General features: G+C 62.1%; 17 protein-coding genes and 1 pseudogene. 13 read left to right on the plus strand and 5 right to left on the minus strand.

The window, feature by feature from the left end:
• Positions 1-66: 66 nt before the first annotated feature.
• Entirely contained in the window at positions 67-795 is a 729-nt protein-coding gene (locus GGQ88_RS19840) for a hypothetical protein (RefSeq protein ID WP_183615196.1), read from the plus strand.
• A gap of 153 nt (positions 796-948) precedes the next feature.
• Here the strand turns inward: GGQ88_RS19840 and GGQ88_RS19845 are convergent, their stop codons facing one another.
• From GGQ88_RS19845 to GGQ88_RS19855, 3 genes are read right to left on the minus strand one after another with little or no spacing between them, the layout of a single operon-like run.
• The gene (locus GGQ88_RS19845) at positions 949-2,157 is read right to left on the minus strand and encodes a hypothetical protein (protein ID WP_183615197.1); all 1,209 of its coding nucleotides are present in this window, start codon (positions 2,155-2,157) and stop codon (positions 949-951) included.
• The gene (locus tag GGQ88_RS19850; protein WP_183615198.1) at positions 2,154-3,008 is read right to left on the minus strand and encodes a TniB family NTP-binding protein; all 855 of its coding nucleotides are present in this window, start codon (positions 3,006-3,008) and stop codon (positions 2,154-2,156) included. Before GGQ88_RS19850 ends, GGQ88_RS19845 begins: the two co-directional genes overlap by 4 nt.
• On the minus strand, positions 2,981-4,657 hold the full coding sequence (locus GGQ88_RS19855; RefSeq protein ID WP_319024338.1) for a Mu transposase C-terminal domain-containing protein: 1,677 nt from the start codon (positions 4,655-4,657) through the stop codon (positions 2,981-2,983). The genes GGQ88_RS19850 and GGQ88_RS19855 overlap by 28 nt, the downstream gene beginning before the upstream one ends.
• A gap of 156 nt (positions 4,658-4,813) precedes the next feature.
• On the opposite strand from GGQ88_RS19855, the gene GGQ88_RS19860 reads away from it, so the two are divergent.
• The 5 genes and pseudogenes from GGQ88_RS19860 (at position 4,814) to GGQ88_RS19875 (ending at position 8,093) form a co-directional block, all read left to right on the plus strand.
• Entirely contained in the window at positions 4,814-5,929 is a 1,116-nt protein-coding gene (locus GGQ88_RS19860; RefSeq protein WP_343057304.1) for a hypothetical protein, read from the plus strand.
• A 79-nt stretch (positions 5,930-6,008) separates the two neighbouring features.
• Entirely contained in the window at positions 6,009-6,143 is a 135-nt protein-coding gene (locus GGQ88_RS21615) for a hypothetical protein (protein ID WP_281372540.1), read from the plus strand.
• A 302-nt stretch (positions 6,144-6,445) separates the two neighbouring features.
• Positions 6,446-6,544, plus strand: a pseudogene (locus GGQ88_RS19865) (HU family DNA-binding protein); the annotation flags it as partial.
• Positions 6,545-7,021: 477 nt separating this feature from the next.
• On the plus strand, positions 7,022-7,708 hold the full coding sequence (locus GGQ88_RS19870; RefSeq protein ID WP_183615199.1) for a ParA family protein: 687 nt from the start codon (positions 7,022-7,024) through the stop codon (positions 7,706-7,708).
• On the plus strand, positions 7,701-8,093 hold the full coding sequence (locus GGQ88_RS19875; protein WP_183615200.1) for a hypothetical protein: 393 nt from the start codon (positions 7,701-7,703) through the stop codon (positions 8,091-8,093). Before GGQ88_RS19870 ends, GGQ88_RS19875 begins: the two co-directional genes overlap by 8 nt.
• Positions 8,094-8,153: 60 nt before the next feature.
• On the opposite strand, the gene GGQ88_RS19880 is transcribed toward GGQ88_RS19875, so the two are convergent.
• Positions 8,154-9,272 carry a replication initiation protein gene (locus GGQ88_RS19880; protein ID WP_183615201.1) on the minus strand — a complete coding sequence of 373 codons (1,119 nt, stop codon included), beginning with the start codon at positions 9,270-9,272 and terminating at the stop codon, positions 8,154-8,156.
• A 1,045-nt stretch (positions 9,273-10,317) separates the two neighbouring features.
• Between GGQ88_RS19880 and GGQ88_RS19885 the strand changes: the two genes are divergently transcribed.
• The 3 genes from GGQ88_RS19885 (at position 10,318) to GGQ88_RS19895 (ending at position 15,556) form a co-directional block, all read left to right on the plus strand.
• Positions 10,318-10,890, plus strand: a complete 573-nt coding sequence (locus tag GGQ88_RS19885) for a DUF7146 domain-containing protein (RefSeq protein ID WP_246386393.1) — start codon at positions 10,318-10,320, stop codon at positions 10,888-10,890.
• Positions 10,891-10,947: 57 nt separating this feature from the next.
• Complete coding sequence (locus tag GGQ88_RS19890) at positions 10,948-15,159, plus strand: strawberry notch family protein (protein ID WP_183615202.1); 4,212 nt, start codon at positions 10,948-10,950, stop codon at positions 15,157-15,159.
• Between the two features lie 67 nt (positions 15,160-15,226).
• A complete protein-coding gene (locus tag GGQ88_RS19895) occupies positions 15,227-15,556 on the plus strand; it encodes a helix-turn-helix domain-containing protein (protein WP_183615203.1) in 330 nt (109 codons plus the stop codon).
• Here GGQ88_RS19895 and GGQ88_RS19900 read toward each other — a convergent pair whose 3' ends face one another.
• Positions 15,557-16,693, minus strand: coding sequence for a Fic family protein (locus tag GGQ88_RS19900; RefSeq protein WP_183615204.1), 1,137 nt, complete (start codon positions 16,691-16,693; stop codon positions 15,557-15,559).
• Between the two features lie 218 nt (positions 16,694-16,911).
• Between GGQ88_RS19900 and GGQ88_RS19905 the strand changes: the two genes are divergently transcribed.
• The 4 genes from GGQ88_RS19905 to GGQ88_RS19920 all read left to right on the plus strand — a co-directional run bounded on the left by GGQ88_RS19905 (position 16,912) and on the right by GGQ88_RS19920 (position 22,049).
• Complete coding sequence (locus GGQ88_RS19905; protein WP_246386394.1) at positions 16,912-18,996, plus strand: ParB/RepB/Spo0J family partition protein; 2,085 nt, start codon at positions 16,912-16,914, stop codon at positions 18,994-18,996.
• Positions 18,997-19,103: 107 nt separating this feature from the next.
• Complete coding sequence (locus tag GGQ88_RS19910) at positions 19,104-20,783, plus strand: ATP-binding protein (RefSeq protein WP_183615206.1); 1,680 nt, start codon at positions 19,104-19,106, stop codon at positions 20,781-20,783.
• Positions 20,784-20,856: 73 nt separating this feature from the next.
• Complete coding sequence (locus GGQ88_RS19915; protein WP_183615207.1) at positions 20,857-21,084, plus strand: hypothetical protein; 228 nt, start codon at positions 20,857-20,859, stop codon at positions 21,082-21,084.
• Between the two features lie 119 nt (positions 21,085-21,203).
• Entirely contained in the window at positions 21,204-22,049 is an 846-nt protein-coding gene (locus GGQ88_RS19920; protein WP_246386395.1) for an ArdC family protein, read from the plus strand.
• Positions 22,050-22,113 lie beyond the last annotated feature (64 nt).

The raw sequence follows: 22,113 nt of genomic DNA on the forward strand, positions 1-22,113 counted from the left end.
TTTCGTCGGCGCCGAGGAAAAATTCATCGAGAAGACGACATTATGGCGTTTTATCAATGCGCTTGAGTGAGTGTCGCGTGCTTTGTCACGCCACACTGGAGCGCCATTCCCACTGCCGATGCGGTCCGAACCTGGCTCAAGGCCGACGGTCCGGTGATAGAGGGTTGGCCCTCCCCTGCCCCGCTCGAAATCGCCGACACCCGCCTCGAGGGCTGGGCGCGCCAGGCTGCACGCCTGTCGGCGCTCCCCCGCCTGATCGCCAGCGCCGATCTCGCCGCCTCGTTCGCCCGCGCCGCCCCTCTGCCCCACGGCAGCGTCGTGATCGGGGCGATGCTGGCCGACCGCTGTGCGATGGCAAAGGGCAAGCTCACCGCCGGCGGCATTGCCGCGATCGGCCTCAGCCACAACCGCTCCCCCTGGCGCGCGCTGCTGACCGGCGTCACCGACGACGACCTCGACGAATTGACGACCCACGCCCGTGACGAGCGCTGCCGACTCGCCTGGCTCGACGCGCTTGGCGCAGGCGGCACGGCCGTGGTCCGCCTCGACCAGCGGTTGCGCTTGTGGCTGGCGAAGCTTGAGGCCGCCTGTGCCTCGCGGCGCAAGTCATCGCACCTGCGCCCGCTCGTCCTGCTCGCCGGTGCCGGCCCCTCGCTCACCGTCGCGCGCGCAGCCAAGGCCTTGGGGCTATCGCGGCAGGCGACCACTCGGCTCATCGCCGAAGCGTGCAAGGCGCACCTCCTGCGCGAGATCACCCAAGGCAACGCCTTCCGCCGCTATGTCATCGCCGCGTGATGCAGCAAAATCCGTGAAAACTGCGGAAATTTGACTATCTAGCTGACATTATTAGTGAAATTGGATTTCCCCGGAAATGTGCCGTACAGCGCCAAAATAGGCCCCGGATAGGGCACCGGTGCAGCGGCGCGCCGAACGCGCTCTACGAGCCCCTCAGGGCGAAATTTGATGATTGGGCACTGCGGGCGACCTTTCACCCTTCGCTTCGAGCCTGGCGACGGCCAATTCGAGTGCGCGGGCTGTCGGAAGAGCAAATCCCCAGCAGGCCGGATCGAATGGTTCGCTGTCCCAGCGCGGCCGTCGCCGCAGTTCCGCCTGTATCGCAAAATCCCTCGCGAGCCTGAGACTGGCGAGCGCTTCTGCACGGCTCTGCCGCTGTCGGCTCTCTACGCCCAGGGCATGCAAGGCGCGCTGGCACCAGTCAGGTCCGTCGCAGCCAACTCTCGCCAGATAGCTGAACGCGCTCAGCCGCTGCGCTACCGCCTCAAGGCAACGATACCGTCTGCGTAGACGATGACGATGAACCCGGCGAAGCGCTACTGTGAGCATCGCCCTCGACATCGCCGACTTGGGGAGCGGCATGCGGGGCATCTCGGTCCCAGGGCACCCGGGCACAGCGAAGGTCGCGGCAAAGCGGCGCGGCAACTCGCGGTCGTGGCAATGAGCGTGGGCCAGCAGCAGCGTGCGCGCAGGCACGACATGGAGACGGTTCGCGCTGAACTCGCGCATGTAGGCATCGAGCCCGGGCGGCGGACGCTCGGCAGCGCCCTGCCCCAGCAGCTTCAGTGCGGCATGACGGTTGGCGAGCAGACGGGGTTCGGCGAAGCCGAGCAGCTCAAGTGTACGCACTGCCACCGCAGCAAGGCGGCGCAGTGAAGCAAGATCGATCACCCCGTCCGCGCGGCGCGGCACATCGCGCAGATCGACCAGCAAGGCCTGATGCTTGCGGCAGAGCCAGCTTTGCCGAAGCGTCCATTCGCGCTGGATCACCAGCGGCTTGCCTGCCAGGTGGAATTCGAGCCAGCATTGCGGGCAGCCATAATGGCGCCCGCGCGGCGGCAACAGGCACTCGCCGCTGGCCGGAACGAGGGTGGCCTGCACGACGGACACCTCGCACTGCACCGCCCAGGCAAGCCGTTCGATTGCCTGGGCCGCATCCGCGCGCCCGGTGACTTCCTGACCGCCGCCCAGATCGAGGCGGGCTAGCCCCGGCTCCAGGCCAAGAAATTCGAACAGGCCAGCGCGCGTCGTACCGTGGCGTGAGACAAGCCGGTCTAGCCAGGAATCGAAGAATTCCTCGGGCTGCGGCAGAACCCGGTAGGCAAGCGGCGCCGGGTCCCTCCTCCATTCCTCCCGCCTCACCGGTCGATATAGCAGGGAAACAGCCGGGCCGCCTCGTAGACGTCGGAGAATTCGACATGTTCGCGCCCATGCGTGTCCCGCGCGACCCGCTGGCTCCAATGCAGCAGGCGCTTGAAATTGCCCGTCACGCCGTGGCTGGTACGCCAGATGAATTCGGCCATTTCCGGTTCGGCGAAGCGGTCCGGCTCACTCAGGCCAATGCCGCGCGCCAGGACCCGGACCAGCTGCTGCGACGGCTCCCCCGGTGCCCAGGGCGTCAAGCGCAGGATAATCGAGCGATAGGCCAATTCGACATCGTCGCTGAAGATGTCGGCGGCGATGTCGAGCCCAGCCACCACCATGTGGACGTTGCCCTCGCTCATCAGAAACCGGAACGAATCCAGCGCATCGCGCCGCGCCCGTCCGCTAGCCGTCAGCACCGCATGGACATTGTCGATCGCAACCAACCTGGTCGCCTGCTCACCCAGCAGTTCGGCGACCTTGAGGTCGGCAATTTGGTGCGTACGGCGGGTGAGCGGCCAGCCCTGCTTCCATAACAACGCAAGGTTGATCCGCAGCGATGTCGGGTGTGAGGGCACGACCGCACGCAGCATCGGAATGTAGCGTGCATCGCCCCAGTCCGCTGGTTCCGGATAGGCCAGCTCTATCCGCCGGCCCACTTCCTTCAGGATCGATGTCTTGCCCATCCCCGACTGGCCGACCAGGACAACGCAGGTCGGCCGGTCATCCGGATCCTCGCCGGCCAGCCCCACCAGCGTGTTCACGTGCGCGCGTGCTTCGTCGAAATCGATCCAGAAGGCCCGCCGTAGCGAGCCCGCCGACTCTACACCTCGCTTATCGGATTGAGCCATTCCACTTCTCCCAGTTCCTCCAGTGGAAGCCATCTCGTACCGGTTGCAGAAGTGCCTGCTGGCGGCGGCGGTGCGTGCGAAACACCTTCGCGCTCGAGCCGCTTGCGCCCCTGGCGTTGCTGCCTGGTCCGGATCTTCGAGGCCCGCACTTCCTGGCGATTGGCGTAGACGAGCCGGGCAATCTCGGCCTCACCGCCTCCATGGTGATAGGCTGCTCCGCGGCGGCGACGCGCGGTAGCAGCGGCATCCCATTCGAGTTTGCTGACCTGCGGGTACGAACCAACAACCCCTGCCGAGACAAGCGTTTCATCGATCTGCGGATAGACCTCCTGGATCGTGCGTTCGTCGATATGGATCATGATCTTGAGACCAAGCCGGGTCGCAAAGCTTTCGTGCCAGTACCGGCGGTGATCGATCCGCACCCCGCCTGCTGTAATGGTGCGCTCGACCCACGGCAGAAACCGCCGGGTCAATTGCACAACATCGATCCCGAGCGGAACCAGAGCGCCGTGTCCCGCCGATCCGTCCTGCCACATCTGCGCTGGCGCAATTCGCCCCAGCCCCTCATGCGGCGTGTGATGATACCGGCAGATTTCCCGGATGAACCAGCGCTCGAACTCTTCCAGCGTCATGGTGGCGGCCGCTTCGACGTCGTGGCCATCGCGCTTCGTCACGTCACCGCCGGTGGCGCCTGGAAGCAGCAGCATCTTTTCGCACATCGTACCGATCAGACGCTCGATATGGCCCCCGAAATGGGCCGGGCCACGCGGTCGGATGTCCGGATCGATCCCGTAGGCGTGACAGGCACTTCGGAAGACTTCTGCCCGGTGAGAGCCCGCATGGTCGGCATGCAGCCGCTTGAAGAACCCGTGAATCGGGTAGTCTTCATCCATGCCGAGACCCGCCAGCAGCGGCTGCTTGGGGAGCAGCGCATTGGCCACCGCCCGACCGCAGCGGAAGATAGATGGATCCCCAAAACTCACATAGAACCCCAGAATGCAGCGGCTCCAGACCTCGATCAGCAGGGTGACCCACGGCCGCCCCAAGGCCTCGCGGCGCACACTATCGACGAGCATGACGTTGGCCGGCGAGTGATCCATTTGCACGAGGTCCAGGAACCCACGGCTTTGGTATTGGCCCGGATGCGGCTCATATGCCGTTCGCCGCTTCGACCCCATGGTTTTGCGCGCCAGCTGCGGTGAGCTGATGTTGCCAATCAGCCGCTCGATGGTTCGAACGCTCGGGACGTCTCCACTCTCGAACCTGTAATCGCCATTGTCCGCGATGAGCAGGCTGCGAATCTGGTTGGCAGCCTCCCGCACGCTGGGTCGCGGACGATGCAGGAAAATCTCCTCGATCTCCAGGTCGATCGCCGTGAGGATTACGGGCGGCGCATGCCTTGTTCCGGGCTTCGGCCCCTTTGGCCGTGACGCGAGACTCTCCGCGATAGGATGCTCCCGGAACCGGCGGGCAAGTTCGCGAATGCGTCGCTCGCCGAGCCCCGTTTCTTCGCAAATTGTGGCCACCGACGCTGCTGACAGCGGACCCTCAAGCGAAACATGACGCCGGAACACCGCGTACAGATCTGCACCGGCTTTCAGCGCCGCTGCGGAAGGCTTGGCGGCTCGGGGCGGTTTTCGTTCGATCACCGGAATACTCCGACCGATCTGTGGACCGCTTCAGCGTCGTTTATTTTGGCGTAATTGAGAAGCCGAAAATTCCGAGCGCCAAGATATGATGCACTGATTTCACCAGTCTATGACTTTATATCAATAGGTTATGTTGACTGACTGCTTCTTTGTCCCGTGACAGCGCAGGCAGAATGCGCCTTCGCGCTTGGGCGGCTCGATGGCCTGCTTGCCGGGCTCGGCGATTCTGAAAAGCGTCTGTTTTGCTGGGCTTTACTGCGCGAAACCCTGCTCTCAGCGCTGCGCCAAGCCGGTTTCGCCGATACCGAATTGCAGTTCAACGGTTGGTTCGTCGGCACCAGCCGTGCCCCTCAGGAGGGGGCCCTCACCTCCTGCTCTCCGCGCGCGATCGTCCAGGCAATCCTGGCCGAGCTTGCTCATCATACATGGGAACCGCTCGCCGAAGCGGCGCGGCGAGTTCAGGCCATGGGCCGCTTCGTGGCGGAGCGCGAGGACAGCCAGGATGATGAATTTGCGCATCATGCACTCCAGCGCGCGAGCGTTCTAGTTGGGCAAGCTGCAGGCGGCAAAGGGAGCCCCCTCCCCTTCCCAGCTTTGGTCCGGCTAACCGCGATGGCCAGACAAGATCCGCACTTTGCGCCGCTCGAGCGTGCAACACGCATGTTTTCAATCGGGGATCGCGACATTGCATATGAGCAGGCAGGTCCACGCACCCCTCTGTGGGCGATCGACATCAAGCTTGGGTCCCTTTTTGCTACCTGTGGTACCTGGCGCATCCCCCTGCCCTGCCCCGGCGCGATGACCGCGCAAGTGCTGGCCGCACAGCTTTTGGATGGTGAACGCCGCCTGGTGCTCAGCGGGAGCAATGCAGCCATGGCGCACCGTCTCACGCATTGCGCCGAGACGGCGCGGCAACGAGCAGTCACGATGAACGCTGCATTTGGTCACTTGCGCTCCAACGCGCGGGCGCCGCTGGTCTGGATGGCGGCGATCGGCTTTGCCCCGCTCGGACTAGACCAGGTTACCTCCGGCTTCGGTGTAAGCCGTCGCGGCACCTACACGGTCAGCGACGCCTTGATCGCGGCCGGTCTTGTAACGCGCAATTCGATCAAAGGGATGGTGGTTCTCACTGGCCAGGAGCCGGGCATGGCGAAACCGTTTCCGTCCGCACCACAATCTGCCTTAGCCCCCTCCCCCGCCATTGCCGAGTTTGACGCAGCCATGGCAGATATTGATCGCCTGCTGGCTCGCAGCTCGAGCAATTATGTGTGATATCTGATCATAGATTGGCTTTTGAGCGATTTCCTTCGGCATGGGGATCTACAAGGGCCTCTAGATCCTCCTGCCCCGCTTGGCCGGCGAATGGATTCGCAAGGCTATTGCTGCGGCACTTTTTGGCGAGCGTCCGGCGATCGAGCGTATAACCTCCGGCAATGTCTCCTATCTCTCCCTAGTTCGCCAATATTTCGATGCGCAGCGCGGCTGATGGACGATTTACCGAGGGCCGAAGTACACTAGGTGCCGTGCAAAAGTATCGTTTCAAGTCGCTTTCCGCCGATTTCACTATTCGAGGACGTCGCTAACCCGGTAGACCTCGAAGCGGTCTATGCGGTCGATCTCAAGACGTGTCTCCTCGATCTGCGGGGTTTGGCGGATGCCTCGCCTGCCCTCTATGCCCACGATTGTTATGCGGCCGGTCAGTTATTGTCTGCCCGGCTGCGCGGAACGGATTCCGAAGGACTCGCTTACGACAGTGTCCAAGGCTTCAGGCGGGCAATGTGCGGCCGTGTTCCGATCACATCTGCTGGCAAGTTCAAGGTGAAGGATAGCCCTGTCCGCGAGGGTCGCAATTCGTCCACCGGTGCAGCGATCGAGATTCCCGCGTAACGCACGTTGACTCTCGTTACCGCCAAAGCCGTGCAGGATAAGCTCAACGGCGATCTCACGGCGCTTGTCGGGTCAGCGGGCACGCGGCCAGACATTCGTGGACGACCTTCCCGCTTCTAGGCAACCAGTGAGTGTGAACACTCCATCCCTCATCTATCTAGTATCTCACTGAAACAGCCTGAGCTTTTGTGATGTGCGGCATAATGTACCGCGTTATGTGCCGCGCGTCATGCAGCGCGGCACAATCACAGCCCGCCTTCGCCCTACACGCACACAGCGCATCACAAGGCGCATGTGGCCGCGCCGACGCCAGCGCCATCCCACGCGCTTGCCCTATCGTAGCCACACGCGCTCATGCCTTGCGCCGCGCTTACACCGGCGCTATGAACCGCGCCTATAGAGGGTGCCGCGCACCTGGCCTTGACGACAGTATGTACCGCGCCTTGTGCAGCGCGGTCGCCACACAGGAGACCTGCATTGCCCGTCATCACCATCGCCCAAAGCAAAGGCGGAGCTGGCAAGACGACGCTCGCGCTCGCACTGGCATCGGAATTCGAGGCACTGGGCGGCTCGGTCTTCATGCTCGACGCCGATCGCCAGAACAGTCTGCTGAACTGGCACCGCGACCGCATTGCGGCGGGGAGGGGAGGGGACTCGCGGATCATGGTCGAAGACGCCTCCCAACTGCGCGATGCTGACATTGGCGTCGCGATCAACAAGGCGCGGGAAGTCGCCCAGCTGGTGATCGTGGACTCGGAAGGCACTTCGAACTTCAAGACCGCTTATGCCGCCATGGATTCCAATTTCGTGGTGATCCCCACGCGTTCATCGCGCCTCGATCTCGAACGCACTGTCGAAACCAGCGAAATGCTTGGCAAGATGTGCGGCGGCGTGCCCTACCGCGTGCTCATCACCCAGACCGGGCAGGTCGCCCGATCAAAGGCTGAGTGGGAAATCGACAGTCAGATTACTGCGGCATTGCCGACCTTTGCCGAGCAGATGCACACTCTCGACGCCTTCCGGGCCATGTCCAATTTTCGCATGACGCTCGGCGAGGTCGAGGAGCACAAGCTGGCGAAGACCGAGAAGGCCCGCATCATTGCCCAGAGCATACTCGCCAACATTCTCGACCAAATACAGAACAGGGAGGCCGTAGATGCCTGATCCAAGCCCCACAGGCAGCGCCATGGGCGATATCATCGGCTCAACCCGGCAGCGCCTAGAAGAGCCAGCGAGCCCCGCAGACCGGCTCAAGAGCCTGGTTGCGGCCACAACCACAGCCAAGCCCGCTGCGCCCGTGCCAACGCACCGCGAAGCCGCCCCAGCAGTGCTTCCGGGCAACTATTTCCCGCAAGTAAGCATCGAGGCGGGTATCGTCCCCAAGCGCAAGCCGCAACGCGGCCCGGCGCGGTCGCTGCACATCAGCATGCGCCTGTCGCCACCCGAACGCGACCGCCTCGTCAAGTGGTGTGACGAGCGCAACCTCAGTCTGCCCGACGGCATCATCGCGCTGCTGGATCTGGCTGAAGGCGAAGGGGAGGGGGCCTGATTGCCGAAGGTCGGGTCGACCTGGTCACACGGCGTTTATGTGAGCCTTCGGGGGAAGGGCTCAGGCTCGGCCGCGCGAGGAGACGAAACTCTTGCAAAAACCTTCCCAGGATTTGTAGAGGGCAGGCCCGCTCAAGCTTTCAAGCTTAGGGCCCATCGTTTTGCGGAAAGCTCGCGCGACGAGATCCTTGTCCCATCCGCCGCCGAAGTCACTGACAATCGTCAGGATCTGCTGATCGCCGCAGAAATGGAGGGTATCAGTTGGGAACAGCTTTCGGGCAGCAATCCTCGGGGCCGCATCCGGGACAATTTGTTCGACCGACCCATCGCGGCGCGCCCGGCGCCCGACTTTCGGCCGATCCAGCTCCTTTGCCGTCGCTTCTTGGTCGACCGGATCCTTGGGGCAAAACGTCAGCTTGACGGCTTCGACCGGTCGCCCGCGCCCCGAACCGCGCACTTCATCCCACTCGACGGTGAAATCGGCGAGCTGGTCAATTTCGGCCTTTGATTTGACCAGCACATCGCGGCGGAATTCGGCGAAATTCTTGAAGCTGCCATCAGGCACACCAAGCTTGCGCCGTAATTCGTCGACCGTCATCCGCACCATCCGGTTCTGCCGATTGATGATCAGACACCCAAGATCGTAGAGGGTGAGGGCATAACGCGACTGCAGGGCCAGCATGACCCCAAGATTGACGCGCGCATAGTAGTCGGACCGCTGGATTACGCGTTTGAAATTGTCCGAAAACTCGAACTCAACGACACTCATGCCGTCTTCCGAGATCTCTTCGACGCAGCTGGAGAGCAGCGACTGCGACATGATCGCCGGCTTGCCCTTCTTGGTCGTGGTCCTGATCCGGACAATCACGCGCAGCAATTCGTCCATCACGGGTTGAATTCGTTCGTTACCCTTGTGTGACCCGCGAAGTTCCTTCTTCGTAATCGTGAAAGTCTTGGTCTCTCCGGATTCGGGACCCGCCTTGCGCAACATCAGCGCAAACGCCTTGCGAGCAGCAGCACTCAAAGACCCCGTTTCGAATTCGGATTCGACGAGTTCGCCGGGCTTGCTTACAAAGTCGAGGTCGCGGCGACGAATCACCTCCGCCACACGCAAGGTACGGCTAAGGCCCTCCAAACCTGGAGTAACTTCGATTTCCGTTGGGTCCGAATCGAGCTCCATGTGAGTTTGGTAGCATCAACTTGTCATAAAGAGAATACACCCCCGTCCACTCACATAGACGAGCCCCCGGCTGCTCATGTAGATGCCTGGACATCGATTGCGGAGCTCGGCTAGCAAAGCCCCCAGGCGCTCATATAAAGACTGCGCAAAAACCGCAGAAATGTCCGCCACCCGCATGGCCCCGATCACTCACATAAACGCAAGGGCGTGGGCAGGAGCCTATCCGAGCCTCAATTTGGTCGCCTCAAAGCAAGTCCCCCACCGACTCATAGAGAGTTGAGTTCAACGACTTGATAATACGCCATTTTTTTGACTTCCCCCAATCGCACATGCAGAGGCCAGATTGGGGTTATGTCAAAGGTCAAACTTCCCCCCGATTCCTCAGGCAAATATCGCCCGGTCCACAACCAATCCCCCCAAGGCCTCATGCAAAGCCGAAGAACGAGCCGCAAAGCGCCTTATTATGGATTCAAGACTGCGAATCAGGGGTTTCTCACCCAATCTTTGGACAAAATCGCGATCTCCCCCAGATCCTCACATAAACCCCCAGATCCTCACAAAGCAGCCCCCTTCGGCTCACGCTAAACCCCCCGTAAACTCACGTTAAAGCCCCCATCGGCTCGCATAGAGGGGGGTCAAGCCGTTGTTTTTGCGGGCCTAAAGCCCCCCGAATCTTAGAATCATGAATCATTGAAGCTCCCAAGCTGCGCTTGGGCGTTTTGATTCAAGAGATTCAAGAACAAGCGGGAGGGGAGGGTGGTCTGATCTGGATGGCATGTCCATAGTCCGTAACAGACCAACCCCCGAGCTGTGCGCGCTCATCAAACACATCGGTGGCCGATGGCACGGTGACACCGCGCTCTGCCATTGCCCGGCCCATGACGACAGAACCCCTTCGCTATCTATCCGTCAGGGGGATCGAGGTATCCTCGTTACCTGCCACGCGGGATGCGACAGCCGGGTCGTCATGCGTGCGCTTGCCCGTGTCGCGCAAATCCCGACCTTCAAACATGAGGTCATTCATCCATCTCAATCCAGGAGCGGAATGGTCCACCACCACATCTGGCAAGCAGGACAAGCCATCGAGGAAACGCTTGCCGAGCGTTACGTCCGCGACGTCCGAAATGTTTGGGCACCGCTTCAGGATGTCCGCTACCATCCAAGGTGTCCGAGAGGGCAGGGGAGGCTCGCGCTGTTCGAACCTGCATTGCTTATCGCCATGCGCAAGGCTGGCGAAGTGGCGGCAATCCAGCGTATCTTTCTCGATCCGGTGTACGGAAACTACAAGGAAAAGCGAGTGCTTGGTCAGGCTATCGGCGCGGCATGGACGAACGGCGCGCCCGGCAAGACCATCGGTATTTGCGAAGGCTTCGAGACCGCTGCCGCCTACACGTCCCTGACCGGCATCCAGGCCTGGGCCACAATGGGCGCCAAGCGCTTCCACCAGGTCGAGCTACCCAGCCATGTCGAAACCCTGATCCTTCTGGCCGACAACGACCTCGAGGGCAGGCGGGCACGTGATCGCGCGGCCGAGACCTACCGCCGTCAGGGTCTCACCATCGAGACCGAATGGCCGCCAGGACGCATGAATGACTGGGCGCAGCTTCTGAAGCGGTGAGGGGAGGGGGTTGGAGCGGGTGTGCCGCTGATCGGCACGAGCTCAGGAGATCCCCGCATGACCACTACGCTTCCCCGCGCAAGCGCAATTCTCGGCGCTGCGCGCACCCTTGCCGCCAAGTTGCTCCTAGCCGTTCCGATTGATCGCGCCGCGTTGACCGAGGCGATCACGCAGAGCGCCGGCGGTAGCGATGCTGCGGGTGCCTGGCGGCAGCGCGACAGTTTCGAAGCGCTGGAAGTCGCGCTGGCCATGGCCGTGCCCGAACTGGTTGGACAAATGGACGCTGGTGCCGCGATCCGCACGCTCGAAGCGCTTACCACGGAGCTTCCGACCCACACTGTTCGCAGCGAGAACCAGATTGCGTTCCAGCAGTTCTCGACGCCGCCGACGCTGGCCTATCTCGCGGTCCATCTCGCGCAGGTTTCAAACGGCGACGTCTTTCTCGAACCCAGCGCAGGAACCGGAATCCTTGCCTCGCTTGTTTGGGGCAGGGCCAACACTTGCCTGCTCAACGAACTTGAACCTACCCGCGCCGTTCTTCTGGAAGGCCTCTTCCCCGGATCGCATGTATTCCGGCACGATGGTGGAAAGCTCAGCGCGCTGCTCTCGGGAACTACGCGGCCGAGTGTGATCGTCATGAACCCGCCGTTCTCGATCTCACAGTCGCGGGGCGAGGATCAGAACACCGCAGCCCGGCACTTGCGTGCCGCCCTTGACCATCTCCTGCCGGGCGGAAGGGTCGTGGCAATCATGCCAGACTGGTTTTCGCCCTCTGCTCGTCACGGCGAGGTCTTCCGGCGCACACTCGAAGGCGCGCGCGTCTTAATGTCGCTGCGGCTCGACAAGGGCGGCTATGCCAAGCACGGTACCGGCATTGCTGTGCGCCTCCTGGTGATCGATAAAGTTGCCGGCGAGATCGGCATCGCGACCATCAACCGGGCCTCGGTCGGCGAACTCTTCGCCGCGCTTCCTCAAATTTCACCACGCGCGGCCTTACGCAAGATAGGAGACAACCCCGCGTCGCGTCCCAAGCTCAGCCTCTTCCGCTCCGTCAAAACTGGCCCCGCACGGCCCGTGATCGTTCGCGCGGCGCAGACTAATGAGGTCAGGCCGGTCGCCTACCAGGTGCTCGACGAACCAGCGGCCATGGGCGAGCAGCGCGGCGTTTATGCCGACTACCGCCCCTCACGCGTTGTAATTCCGGAGGCTGGCGAACACCCTACCCATCTTGTCGAATCCGCCGCGATGGCCTCGATCGCGGCACCTCGGCCCGGTTATGTGCCCTGCCTACCCGAACGTACCGTGACCGCGCGCCTCCTCTCGGCAGCCCAGCTCGAGACCGTGATCTATGCGGGTGAAGCTTGGTCGCGCGATCTTCACGGACGCTTCACACATCCCGTCACCGAAGTGGCGCTGAAGGAGGACCCGGACGGCCAGCTCTATCGCACCGGCTTCTTTCTCGGTGACGGCACCGGGGCGGGGAAGGGGAGGCAAGCGGCGGCCTGCATTCTCGACCAGTGGCTGAAGGGCAATCGTCGCCACATCTGGATTTCGAAGAATGCGCCGTTGCTCGAAGATGCGCAGCGCGACTGGACGGCGATTGGCGGTCTGCCATCGGATATCCTCGAACTTGCGCGCTGGAAGATTGGCGAGGAGATCACGGCGCCCGAGGGCATTCTGTTCGTGCCTTACGGCACCTTGCGCAGCTCGCGCGTCGAAGACACCCGGCTCGACCAGATCGTGCGCTGGGCTGGCGAAGATTTCGAAGGCGTGATCGTTTTCGACGAGGCCCATGAAATGGGCGGCGTGGCCGGCGGGGAAGGGGCCCTTGGGCAGAAGCAGGGCTCGCTGCAGGGCATCGCCGGTGTCCTGCTCCAGAACACGCTACCGCGCGCCCGGGTGCTCTACGCCTCGGCAACGGGAGCATCCGAAGTCAACAACCTCGCCTATGCGGTCCGTCTCGGTCTGTGGGGGCCGGGCACGGCGTTCGCGGCCCGCGAACAGTTCATCAGCGAAATCCGCGACGGCGGCATTGCCGCGATGGAACTGGTGGCGCGCGACCTAAAGGCTTCAGGCCTCTACCTTGCTCGTGCTCTGAGCTTCGCGGGGATCGAATACGACATCCTGCGCCACGAGCTCACCCCAGCGCAGATCGCCATTTACGACAAATATGCGGAAAGCTGGACCATCATCCACCAGCACCTTGAGGACGCTCTGGAACTTACCGGTGTGGTCGATCCATTGGAGAATCGAACGCTCAATAGCGGAGCCAAAGCTGCCGCGCGCAGCCGGTTCGAGGGGACCAAGCAGCGCTTCTTTTCCCAGGTCCTGCTCTCGCTCAAGCTTCCCTCCATATATCCGGCGGTAGATGAGCATCTGGCATCGGGCGAAAGCGTCGTAGTGCAGCTCGTCAGCACGGCGGAATCAATCCTCAACCGGCGTCTGAATGAACTTGAACCCGCTGAGCGGGAGGCGCTCGACATAGCCTACGACTGCAAGGAATACGTCGTCGATTACCTCACTCGGGCCTTTCCTACCCGGCAGATGGAAGAATACGTCGACGAACTCGGCGATGTCCGGTCGCGCCCGATGTGGGACGAAGCAGGCAACCCGGTTCACAACCCACAAGCCGAGGCCGCGCGGGCCGAGCTCATCGAGCACATATGCGCCATGCCGCCGATCCCCACAGCGCTCGATGCCCTGCTCGAACACTACGGTGTGAGTGCAGTGGCCGAAGTCACCGGGCGCAGCAAACGCCTGGTGCGGGACGGCTCTGGCCAGCAGCGCCTCGAAAGCCGATCCCCCCGGACCAACCTTGCCGAAACCACCGCGTTTATGACTGGCGCCAAGCGCATCCTCGTGTTTTCTGACGCTGGCGGCACGGGCCGCAGTTATCACGCCAGCCTCGATGCCAGGAACCAGCAGCGCCGGGTTCATTTCCTGCTCGAGCCAGGCTGGCGAGCAGACCGGGCCATCCAGGGGCTGGGGCGCACCCACCGCACCCACCAGGCCTGCCCGCCGTTGTTCCGGCCTGTCACGACCGACTGCAAGGGCGAGGCGCGCTTCACTAGCACGATCGCTCGGAGGCTCGACGCGTTGGGTGCGCTCACCCGCGGCCAGCGGCAGACGGGCGGGCAGGGGATGTTCGATGCCTCTGACAACCTCGAGAGCAGCTACGCCAAGCATGCGCTTTACGACTGGTATGGGCTGCTCGCGATGGGCAAGCTCAAGAGCACCAGTTTTGCCGAATTCCAGACAGTGAGCGGGCTTGAACTTACCGATCAGGACGGCGTGCTGCGAGAAGACCTGCCGCCGATCCAGCGCTGGCTCAACCGCCTCCTTGCGATGAAGATCGCCGTGCAGAACGCCATCTTCGACGAATTCCTGACCCTTGTCGAAACCCGCGTCTCGGCCGCCAAGGAAGCGGGCACCTTCGACATCGGCGTCGAGACGATTTCGGTCGAGGCTTGCGAGGTGCTGTCGGATACGGTGATCCGGACCGATCCCGTGACCGGCGCGACCTCGCACCTCCTAGAACTGTCGCTGACCCAGCGCCGCAAGGTCCTCTCACTTGAACGCGTCCTCAAGATGGCGCCTTACGAGGATAAGCCACTATTCCTGCGCAACGACAAGTCGGGGATGGTGGCGCTGGCGATCCGCGCGCCAGCGCACATGGACGAGGAGGGCAATACCATCCGGCGCTACGAACTCGTCCGCCCTTTGCGCAGCGAATACATCCACGCCGAGCGCCTTGCGGAATCGGCTTGGGAAACCGTGTCGGAGGCCGAATTTGGGAACCTTTGGGAAGCGGAGTACGCCGCAGACGAAAGCCAGCTGATCACCGAGACGGTGTATCTGGCAACCGGCTTACTCCTGCCCATCTGGGGTGCGCTTCCGAAAGAAGACCTCACGGTCAACCGCATTGTCGATAAATCGGGCGCTTCCTGGCTCGGCCGCCATGTCCACGACCTTTACGTCGACGCGACTCTCGAAAAACTCGGGGTTGCTCGCAAGGTGCCGACCGATCCGGCTAAAATTGCAGCGGCCATCCTGGGCGGGGGCACCTGGAAGGCGCCGCATCCGCTTAATTTCACGATCCGCACTTCCCGCGTAAACGGTTCCCGAAGGATCGAGATTGCGGGTGCCGAGGCTGCGCGTATTCCCGAACTCAAGGCCAAGGGCTGCTTCACCGAGATCATCGCTTACAAGACCAGGGTGTTCGTGCCGACCGATCGGGCTGAAGCCATTCTGGAATGCTTGATCGCATAGTTGGAACAATCGGCCATATGTGGCCGGTTAAATGGACAATTGCCAACTAATCGGCCACATATGGCCGATGATTTTGACGTTGCAGGACCACCTCACTGAGCTTGGCGAGCGGATCAGGGCGCGCCGCGTGGCGCTCAACCTCACCCAGCAGGCCGCCTCGATCAAGGCAGGTGTCGCCTATCGTACGTGGCGGCGGATGGAAGGGGAGGGAAGGGCATCGATCGATGATCTCGTTCGTGCAGCAATCGCCCTTCGCTGCGACGACGGCATCGAGGCGTTGTTTCCGGCAATGGTCGCCCGCTGCATGGATGACCTACTGGCGCAGCAACGCTTGGCCGCAAGGACATCCAGGAAGCCACAGCGCGCAAGCGGGTCCCGGTCGCGTAAGCCAACCTAGCTAGCGTGATACTTGTCCCTCGCGTCGATCTGCAGGTTCTAGGATCAGATGATAACGGGTTGACCTGAGTGTCCCGGTTTGTCCCATCGCACCCAGCGCTACCAGTTCCTGCAGGTCGCGTGTTGCTGTGGCGCGTGAGGTGTCCGTGATGGTGATGTAGTTGGCCGCACTGAGGCCGCCCGTGAATCCACTTGGTCCCTCACGGAACATGCGGGTAACCACTTTCTCTTGCCTCGGGTTGAAGCGCCCACGGAACCTATCGTGGAACCGGGTCTTCTCGAGAAGGAAATCAATGAGGGTCAAGCTCTGGGACTGAGCGTCGAGCACAGTCTGGGCGAAATATGCCAGCCAATCGGTGACCTCATTGGCCTTGTTTGCTGCTTCCAGCGCGTCGTAATAAGCGGAGCGCTTGCGCTGGATGGTCTGCGAAAGCGCAATCAGGCTGGGTTGGCCGATCGCCTGCGACAGGGCTTTTTCAGAGATGGCGCGGCCAATGCGCCCGTTGCCATCTTCGAAGGGGTGGATGCTGACGAAATAGAGGTGAGCAAGCCCCGACCGGGTCAAGCCGGGTAACGGCGCTTTGCCGCCAGGGCCGGTCGCCGCGAACCAGTCGAGGAACCGCCCCATCTCTTGGCTCATGATGTGCGACGGCGGGGCCTCGAAATGGACGTTTGGCTTGTGCAGCGGTCCCGAGACAACCTGCATCGCATCTTCGTGTTCGCGATAGCGACCGACTACCTCGACATCATTGCGTCCACTCAGCACCATGCGATGCCAGTCGGACAGGATTTCTTCGGTGAGCGGATCGGCAAAACCGCGGTAGAGCGCCATCATCATTTCTGCGATGCCGCGCTCGGCGGGCGGAATGCGGCGTTGTTCCGTTTCCAGGCCGAATTCACGCCGGAGCGACGACTGGACGCTGTCACGATTGAGCAGTTCGCCCTCGATTTGCGAGGTCTTCATCGCCTCGTCGGTCATTACGTCGAGTACGACATTCGTGCGATCGTCTTCGCCGAGGTGCCTTACCACGCCGATCATGATGCCTGACTGCTGCAGGAAGCGAGCCTCGAGCGCGGCGAGAGCATCGCTGCTCCAGCGGAAATTGGGCCAGTCCGGCTGCTGCCAGTTCCATTGCATGAGGCATTGATCCTACGTTTATAACTCATTCTATGGCAGATGATGAGGTATAAATCTACAATTTATGCCTCACGCTGCCGCTGACATGGTTTGGTCGGAAGTCGACGGGGCGTCTGCGCCGCCGTGATCCTGACGCCTTAGGCATCCTGAAACCGTGAGGGGAGGGGGGCTGGAAGGGTCGAGCCATTGGGCTCGGCCATTCCGGTCTCAGGAGAACCATGATGAACGACATCCAGATGATTCCGCTCGGCAAGCTCAGGCTTTCCGAGGCCAATGTCCGCAAGAACGACAGTAACCTCTTCATCGAGGAATTCGCCGCCAGCATCGAGGCCAAGGGCCTGCTGCAAAACCTCATTGTAGTCCCTGCCAAGAAAAAGGGGATGTTCGACGTTACAGCCGGTGGCCGCCGCCTGCGCGCGTTCAATTTTCTTCTCGCGGGCGGCAAGATCGACAAGGGTTACGAGGTGCCCTGCAGGGTGCTCGACATTGATGCCGCCGAGCAGTCCGAACTGTCGTTGATCGAGAACATCATTCGTCTCGATATGACCCCGACCGACGAAATCCGTGCCTACAAGCACTTCATCAACGAAGGCAGCGACCTCGACGCCATCGCCAAGCGCTTTGGACGAACACGGCGGTTCATCGAGGGCCGCATGCGGCTCGCTGATCTGGCCGATCCGATCTTCACCGCTCTCGAGGAAGGCAAGATCACGCTGGACGTTGCCAAGGCCTATGCGACGAGCCCGAACCACGAGCGCCAGATGCTGGTGTGGAACGAGTTGTCGAACAGCTGGCAGGGTAACCAGCCCGACTCTATTCGCCGCATGATCACCAACAGTGCGATCAAATCCAATTCGCCGATCGCCCGTCTCGCGACCGAGGCCGAATACCTCGCGGCTGGCGGCCGCATCGAACGCGATCTATTTACCGACGACTCCAGCGAGACCTGGATCGACCCCGAGATCGCCCAGCGCATCGCGGGTGAGAAGCTTCAGACCTATGCAGCCGAAGTAGCCGCAGACAGCGGCTACGCCTGGGTCCGCCCCGTCCTCGAAACCCGCGTGCCTTACAGCGCCAGCGAGGAACTCCACCAGGTTCACCTCGAACAGCCGCCGCTCTCGGACGAAGAACAGGTCCAGGCCGATCAGCTGCTGGAGACCATCTCGGCGCTCGAAGTCGAAGGCGAGGATGTCGATGAGGACGACGAAGTTGCCGGGGCCGACTTCCAGGCACGTTGGGACGCCGCAACTGCAGCCTATGACGCGATCCACGACAAGCCGCCTGTGATACCGGACGAACTCAAGCCCAACGTCGGCTGCTTCGTCACGATCAGCGCTGATGGCACACCGGTGATCGACAGCGGCCTCTACAGCGACAAGCCGATGCAGCGGCGCAAGGCGGCGAGTCCCGGCGGCGCGGAAGGCAATGGCGAGCCTGCTGACGACAACAAACCCAAGCCGCTGTCGCAGAAACTGGTCGATGAACTGGCGGTACAGCGCCGCGATATCCTCGCGATAAACCTCGCTTCGAACCCGGCAATCGCGCTCGACTACATGATCTTCGCGATTGCCGATGCGGGGCACACATACGGACCGCAGGCACATGGCACCACGATCCGGGCACCTTCGCCTTCGCTTTATCTGGCCAACTACCCGGAATCCCCGGCGCACGTGCTGATGGCCGACATGCGCGAAACGCTCGACACCAGCTGGACCGAGCACGACCGCACTGTCGATCGCTTCACCGCCTTCAGCGAACTTGACGATGATGCCAAGGCAAGCTGGCTCTCCTACTGCGCGGCGCGCAGTCTCGAAGCCAGCATGGGCGCACCTCGCAAGCCCGGCCAGTCCGGCGCGGAGCCGATCGATCTCCATGATCATCTGGCGAGCCTGATGGCGATCAACGCGGCGAGCCACTGGCGGCCGACCGCGGCCAATTACTTCGACCGGGTCAGCAAGCAGACGCTGCTCGCGCATGTGGGCGAAGTGGGCGGTCCGACGATGGCGGCGAGTTTCATGGGTTCGAAGAAGGGCGATCTCTCGGCCTCCTGCGAGCGGCTGTTTGCGGGCGAAACCATTGTTGCGCCCGAGGTCAAGGAAGCTGCGCTTGCATGGGTTCCGGCCCACATGCGGTTCCGCGCCCTCGCTCAGAGCGAGGTTGGCGGCGAAAGCGAGGCTGAGCCGGAGGACGAAGCTGTGGCTGAAGTCTCTGACGAACCCTGCGGCGGAGGGCTTCCGGAACCGGGCAACGAGGACGAAATGTCCGATGAAGCCGTCGATGAGCCCGAATTGCTCGATGCCTGACCGTCGCGCCTGATCGCACCGCCTGAATTCTCAGGCAAACTGGCCGCCGCGCGTGCCTGTGGTGACGCGCGGCGGCCCCCATTTGCTCACATGAAAGCTCCGCCCCTATGAATACTGCCACCAAGCTGCGCGCCCGTGTCTCGCCCGAGGCGATCTCCAAGGTCACCCGCATTTTCAACGGATCGCTCGGCGACATTTTTGGCGAACTTCTGCAGAACAGCCGCCGTGCTGGCGCGACCACGATCGCCATCTCGGCGCTGCATCTCGAGGAGGCTTGCGTCATTACCGTCAGTGATGACGGGGCAGGGATCGATGATCCGGCCAATCTGGTTTCGCTTGGCCAGTCGGACTGGTCGGATGAGTGCTGCGCCCGCGAGGATCCCGCCGGGATGGGCTTCTTCAGCCTGGCCGGGCGCGACACGGTCGTCAGTTCGGCCAGCGCCACCGCATCGTTCTCGCTCGCGATTTCCGGCCCGGCCTGGACAGGTGAGGCCGACATCGATGTCCTGCCCTTTCAGGGCCCTCGCGGAACAACGATCTCCTTCACCTTCGACGCCATCAGGGACGGGCACCTCGATCGGGCAGTCAAAGCCGCTGCGTTGCATTTTCCACTGCCGGTGACCTACAACGATGAACCACTGCCGCGCGTTGATTTTCTCGCAGGCGCGCATGCCGTCATCGAGCGCGAAGGCTACCGGATCGGGGTCTACAGGCAAGTCAATCTCGACCATGTGCCCACGATCAATTTCCATGGGTTAACGCTCAGGCACAAGCTGCCGAGCATCAAGGAAGTCCACCACACGTTATGGCGCGTAAAGGTTGACATCATCGACGCGCCCGAGCTCGTTCTTGTCCTGCCGGCCCGCAAGGAAATCTACCACAACCCCGCGCTCGATCGGCTCATGGAAATCTGCAACGAGGCGATTTACGCCGCGATCAACAAGGAACCATTCCATCGCCTTGCCCACAAGGATTGGCTTGCCGCGCGACTTGCCGGTCGCGAGCTACCCGAAGCAGCAAGGCAATTGCCCTCCTGGCAAGGGCACTGCGCGCGCGACAGTTACCATGAGATCGCGAATTATGCCGAAATTGATCCTACGGCCGCCCTCTATGATGATGGCGACGCCTGCGATTCCGTGACCTTCGGCCGTGCCCTCGCATTCTCGCACGGCGAGGACTGCTCCATCGATTCCAACCGGCTCATTGCGCCAGCTGACATCACCTTCTTCGCGGCCGTGCCGCCGTATCAGGGCTACAGCTGGTACGATGCGCTGTCCTGTTACGTGCAAACTGGCGTGACCTATCGTCAGCACGACGGATCCGAGACCGCTTGCGAGACTGATGCGGTGACCTTCCGGCCTGATGTCCTCACGATCGAACTGACCGATCAGCATGACAAGCGCCTTGACCTCCTGTCCGACTTTGCGATCCAAGAGGGCGAGAATTGCTGGTCTGGCGCCGACGAGGCGCGGATTGCCCTGACCCGCACGGCCAGCATCGATCCCGGCGATCTCACTGAACTGATCATCGATGCGGTCTTTTCGCCGTCGGACGATTCCGACGCCGACAGTTACGATACGCAGGAAACCCGGTTCCGCCATGACGCGGCGGTGCGCGCCCATGCCATTCTCGAAGGCGAGGACGCCGCCATCATCGCAGGTATCCGCATGGCGTTCGCCGACCGCGTTGCCTGGCGCATCCCGCACGGGCGCACGCTTCAGCTCACCTGGTCCAGCGAGTATACCAGCCTTGAACTTCGCGCCGCAAAAGATGCGAAGCCCCAATGACGGGCGCGCCTGAACCTGACGCCGCCCGGATTCCAGCCGTGGTTGGTATCCCACACTTCGGGGAGCAACTGCCATGAAGTTCAACTACCAACTGACCGGCACTATCGACGTGCCGGAAGGTTCGCGGCTCAATGCCATCGGGACCGCGATCATCCTGCCCGACGGTAAGACGCTCAGGCTCTGGGAAGCATGGGAACGGCATCTCGGCGATGAAGACGACCATGCCGACCTGTCTTACGCGGACCTTGTAGAAATCGGCATTCATTACGACACGCTGTCGACAGCGTTCGAGGAAACTTGAGGTGGGCGAATGGACCGGCATGCCTGCCGGAACGCCGAGAGAGGAAGAGGGGGTGGGGGTTCGGGTGACGGTTTGAAGGTGCGGGAGCGGTCTGCACCGGCCGCCCTCGGAGATTTCCCATGAGCCGCACCAGGCCAATGACAGCGCGCCCTGACGTCGCCCAGACCATTACCGACCTGATCCTCGAGAAGATCGAGCAGGGCACAGCCCCCTGGCTCAAACCCTGGTCGGCGTCCAGCACCAGGCCGCTACGTCACCAGGGTATCCCCTATACCGGGATCAACAGCTTCTTCCTGTGGGCCGTCGCCGATACCATGGGCTACACCAGCCCTTTCTGGATGACGTACCGGCAGGCCAGCGAGCTTGGCGGTCAGGTCCGCAAAGGTGAGAGCGGCTCGTTCAGCGTCTACTACAACACAGCGCGCAAGTCCGACACTGACCAGCTCACGGGGGAAACCACGGAAAAGACGATCCGCTTCATGAAGTGGAACCACGTTTTCAACGCCTCGCAAATCGATGGCCTACCCGCCCACTATTATCCCGAGCCGCCTGACCCCCGGGCGATTGGCGAACTCTCCGCCAATATCCGCGCGTTCCTCGACGCCATCCCCATCAAGGTGGTCCACGGCGGCAACAGTGCGCATTACACGCCGAGCACCGACACGGTGACGTTACCAAATCCCAATTTTTTCCGTTCAATTGAAGCGTATTTCTCGACGAGGTGTCATGAGCTGACCCACGCCACTGGCCATAGCTCGCGTCTTGATCGTCAGTTCGGCAAGCGCTTCGGGGACGACGCATATGCGGCGGAGGAGCTGCTCGCCGGGCTCGCGCAATCCATTCTGTGCGCGGAATACGGGCTGCCCAACGAGCTTCACGACAGCCACGCCTCCTACATCCACCACTGGGCCAAGTTATGCTCACCTCGCCATAACTTCATTAATCACGAGGTGACGATAATGTGAAGGAACGCAGTTTTAGCGCCTCAAATCCGCAAGATATCGCCAGTTTGCGACAGACTTTGCTCCG

The organism is Novosphingobium hassiacum (genome assembly GCF_014196055.1).
Taxonomy (GTDB): domain Bacteria; phylum Pseudomonadota; class Alphaproteobacteria; order Sphingomonadales; family Sphingomonadaceae; genus Novosphingobium; species Novosphingobium hassiacum.

Bases quoted from the DNA above. Each gene is read 5' to 3' on its own strand.
- GGQ88_RS19875 (WP_183615200.1), top strand. From the start codon at position 7,701: ATGCCTGATCCAAGCCCCACAGGCAGCGCCATGGGCGATATCATCGGC.
- GGQ88_RS19895 (WP_183615203.1), top strand. From the start codon at position 15,227: ATGATTTTGACGTTGCAGGACCACCTCACTGAGCTTGGCGAGCGGATC.
- GGQ88_RS19890 (WP_183615202.1), top strand. From the start codon at position 10,948: ATGACCACTACGCTTCCCCGCGCAAGCGCAATTCTCGGCGCTGCGCGC.
- GGQ88_RS19880 (WP_183615201.1), bottom strand. From the start codon at position 9,272: ATGGAGCTCGATTCGGACCCAACGGAAATCGAAGTTACTCCAGGTTTG.
- GGQ88_RS19915 (WP_183615207.1), top strand. From the start codon at position 20,857: ATGAAGTTCAACTACCAACTGACCGGCACTATCGACGTGCCGGAAGGT.
- GGQ88_RS19850 (WP_183615198.1), bottom strand. From the start codon at position 3,008: ATGGCTCAATCCGATAAGCGAGGTGTAGAGTCGGCGGGCTCGCTACGG.
- GGQ88_RS19885 (WP_246386393.1), top strand. From the start codon at position 10,318: ATGGTCCACCACCACATCTGGCAAGCAGGACAAGCCATCGAGGAAACG.
- GGQ88_RS19905 (WP_246386394.1), top strand. From the start codon at position 16,912: ATGATGAACGACATCCAGATGATTCCGCTCGGCAAGCTCAGGCTTTCC.
- GGQ88_RS19920 (WP_246386395.1), top strand. From the start codon at position 21,204: ATGAGCCGCACCAGGCCAATGACAGCGCGCCCTGACGTCGCCCAGACC.
- GGQ88_RS19910 (WP_183615206.1), top strand. From the start codon at position 19,104: ATGAATACTGCCACCAAGCTGCGCGCCCGTGTCTCGCCCGAGGCGATC.
- GGQ88_RS19900 (WP_183615204.1), bottom strand. From the start codon at position 16,693: ATGCAATGGAACTGGCAGCAGCCGGACTGGCCCAATTTCCGCTGGAGC.